The 3,890-nt window shown below is 73.1% G+C and carries 1 protein-coding gene; it reads left to right on the top strand.

Translation table 11 applies throughout. From position 1 onward, the window contains the following. Nucleotides 1-3,890: SDR family NAD(P)-dependent oxidoreductase (locus ACP4J0_RS38215; protein WP_426604012.1), on the top strand; the 3,890-nt coding region annotated here is incomplete at both ends.

Genomic DNA, 3,890 nt, shown 5'->3' with positions numbered 1-3,890 from the left:
CAGCGGGCCGGTACCGAGCTGCTGGAGGAGCTGACGCTGGAGGCGCCGCTCGTCCTGCCCGAACGCGGCGCACTCCAACTGCAGATCAGCGTCGGCGCGTCCGACGAGTCGGGCCGGCGGCCGATCGCCTTCCACTCCCGCGCCGATCGCGCGGGGGAGGAGGTGCCGTGGGTGCGGCACGCGACCGGACTGCTCGCCGAAACCACGGCGGAGCCGGTGTTCGACCTGGCGGCGTGGCCGCCGGCCGGGGCCGAGCCGGTCGCCATCGACGGACTCTACGAGGCCCTGGCCGTGGCCGGGTTCGCGTACGGATCGGTCTTCCAGGGACTGCGGTCGGTGTGGCGTCGTGGTGAGGACGTGTTCGCCGAGGTCGGGCTCGGTGACGAGACCGCCCCCGGTGCGGAGCAGTTCGGGCTCCACCCCGCGCTGCTCGATGCGGCCCTGCACGCCATCACCGTCGGCGGGCTCGTCGAGGACACCGGACAGGGACGGCTGCCGTTCTCCTGGTCTGGTGTCGCCGTCCACGCCGTGGGTGCCTCCGAGGTCCGGGTGCGGTTGTCGCGTGCGGGCCGGGACGTGGTGGCGCTGGAGTTGGCGGACGCCGAGGGCGTGCCTGTGGCGTCGGTGCGGGGCCTGGCGCTCCGGGCCTTCTCGCCGGAGCAGTTCGCGGCCCCGGCCGCCGGGAGCGGGGACGCTCTGTTCGAGGTCCGCTGGTCGCCCGTCTCCGGTGGCGGTGCGCCGGTCGAGGACTGGATGCTGCTGGGTGCCGGGTCCCAGGCGTTCGCGGACCTGGCGGCGCTGGCTGCGGCTGCCGTGGAGGGCGGGACCGTACCGGCGGTGCTGGTCGTGCCGTGTCTGGCGGACGGGGAGTTTCGGGACGTCGCGGATGCCGTGCACGCGGAGACCGGCCGGGTGCTGGACCTGGTGCGGGAGTGGCTGGGCGACGAGCGGTTCGCCGATTCGCGTCTGGTGTTCGTGACCCGGGGCGCGGTCGCTGCGGCGCCGGGTGACGAGGTCGCGGACCTGGCGCACGCGTCGCTGTGGGGTCTGATTCGGTCCGCGCAGTCGGAGAACCCGGGTCGCTTCGGTCTCATCGACCTCGACGGTGACGGTGGTGTCGACCCGGACACCGTCGCAGAGGTGCTGGGTGCGGGTGAGCCGGAGGTCGCGGTCAGGGCGGGAACGCTCCTGGTGCCGCGTCTGGTGCGTGCGGTGGTGGAGCCGGAGGCCGAGGTGCCGGTGTTTGAGGGCACGGTGTTGGTGACGGGTGCCAGTGGTGCGTTGGGCGGGTTGTTCGCGCGGCATCTCGTCACCGAGTACGGGGTGCGGGATCTGCTGCTGGTGAGCCGGCGGGGCGGGGATGCCCCGGGTGCTGTCGAGTTGACGGCGGAGCTGGTTGAGCTGGGTGCGTCGGTGTCGTGGGCGGCGTGTGATGTGGCCGATCGGGATGCGCTGTCCGGGGTGCTGGACGCGGCTCCGGTGCTGTCGGCGGTGGTGCACACGGCGGGTGTGCTGGACGACGGTGTGATCGCGTCGTTGGACCGGGAGCGGCTGTCGGCGGTGCTGCGTCCGAAGGTGGACGCGGCGTGGAACCTGCACGAGCTGACGCGGGGCATGGATCTGTCGGCGTTCGTGCTGTTCTCCTCCGCCGCGGGTGTCTTCGGCGGCGCCGGTCAGGCGAATTACGCCGCCGCGAACGTCTTCCTCGACGCACTCGCGGCGCACCGCAGGTCGCGGGGTCTGGTGGCGACGTCGCTGGCCTGGGGTCTGTGGGACGGCGGTATGGCGGGCGAGCTGGACGCCGGCGAGGTGTCGCGTCTCGGACGCGGTGGTGTGAACGCGCTGTCGGAGCAGGAGGGCCTGGCCCTCTTCGACACCGCGACCGCCTCGCCCGCGGCGGCGTTCGTGCCCGTCAAGCTCGACCTGGCCGCTCTGCGCGCCCAGGCCACTGCGGGAGGCATGCTGCCGCCGCTGTTGAGCGGCCTCGTCCGCGTCCCCAACCGGCGTGCGGCCCGGGCTGCATCGGCCTCCGCGGGCAAGCTCGCCCGGCAGCTGGCCGGACTGCCCGAGGCAGAGCGGGCTGGCGCGGTGCTCGAACTCGTCCGCGCCCAGGTGGCGGCGGTGCTCGGGTTCGACGGTCCGGAGGCGGTCGAACCGGCCCGTGCGTTCAGCGAGGTCGGCTTCGACTCGCTGACCGCGGTCGAGCTGCGCAACCGGCTCGGCACGGCCACGGGTGTGCGGCTGCCCGCCACGCTGGTCTTCGACTACCCGACCCCCGCGGTACTGGCCGACTACCTGCACTCCGAACTGCTGGGCGGACAGCAGGCGATCGACGCGCCGGTGGCGGTCGCCGTCCGTGACGACGAGCCGATCGCGATCGTGGCGATGGCCTGCCGCTTCCCCGGCGGCGTGCGCACCCCCGAGGACCTGTGGGAGCTGGTCTCGGAGGGCAGGGACGCCATCTCCGCGATGCCGGACGACCGCGGCTGGAACATCGCCGAGCTGTTCGACCCGGACTCCGACCGCCCTGGCACCAGCTACAGCATGAACGGCGGTTTCCTGCACGACGCGCACCACTTCGACCCGATGTTCTTCGGCATGTCGCCGCGTGAGGCGCTGGCCACCGACCCGCAGCAGCGGCTGCTGCTGGAGACGTCGTGGGAGGCGTTCGAGCGGGCCGGCATCGATCCGACGACGGTGCGCGGCAGCCGTACGGGTGTCTTCGCGGGCGTGATGTACAACGACTACGGCACTCTGCTGCACCGCGCGCCGGAAGGCCTCGAGGGCTACATGGGCACCGCCAGTTCCGGCAGTGTCGTCTCCGGTCGCGTGTCGTACACCTTCGGCCTGGAGGGCCCCGCCGTCACGGTCGACACGGCCTGCTCGTCCTCTCTCGTCACGCTCCACCTCGCGGCTCAGGCGCTGCGCAACGGCGAGTGCGATCTCGCGCTGGCCGGCGGCGTGACCGTGATGGCCACGCCGGGCACCTTTGTGGCGTTCAGCATCCAGCGCGGTCTGTCCGCGGACGGGCGCTGCAAGCCGTTCGCGGCCGCGGCCGACGGCACGGCATGGGGTGAGGGCGTCGGCATGCTGCTCGTGGAGCGCCTGTCGGACGCCCGCCGCAACGGCCACCCGGTCCTGGCGCTCGTACGGGGCTCGGCCATCAACCAGGACGGTGCGAGCAACGGCCTCACCGCCCCGAACGGCCCGTCCCAGCAGCGTGTGATCCGGCAGGCCCTGGCCAATGCCCGGCTCACCGCGGCCGACGTGGATGTCGTGGAGGCGCACGGTACCGGAACCCGGCTCGGCGACCCGATCGAGGCGCAGGCGCTGCTGGCGACGTACGGCCAGGAGCACAGCGACGAGCAGCCGCTCTGGCTCGGCTCGGTGAAGTCCAACTTCGGCCACACGCAGGCCGCGGCCGGTGTCGCCGGCATCATGAAGATGATCATGGCGATGCGCCACGGCGTGCTGCCCAGGACGCTGCACGTGGACGAGCCCAGCCCGCACGTGGACTGGTCCGAGGGCGCGGTCTCCCTGCTGACCGAGCGGATGGACTGGCCCGAGACCGGCCGCCCGCGCCGCGCCGCCGTGTCGTCGTTCGGCATCAGCGGTACCAACGCCCACACGGTCATCGAGCAGGCCCCCGACAACCCCGCTCAGGTGGGGAACGCGACGCCGCCCCCCGGCGAGCGCACCCTGTCCGTACGGCCCCACGTGCTCTCGGCGAAGTCCCCGGAAGCGCTGCGCGACCAGGCGGCCCGTCTGCGGACGCACCTGGAGAACGTCGCGGGCGCGGAAGACGTCGAGGTCGCCTACACGCTGGCCACCAAGCGCGCGGCCTTCGAGTACCGCGCGGTGGTCGTGGCGGCGGACCGGGACGCGCTGCT

The organism is Streptomyces sp. WG7, assembly GCF_049975785.1.
Taxonomy (GTDB): Bacteria; Actinomycetota; Actinomycetes; order Streptomycetales; family Streptomycetaceae; genus Streptomyces.
The sequence above is the reverse complement of the archived record's forward strand: the minus strand, read 5'-3'. Positions and strand labels throughout refer to the sequence as shown.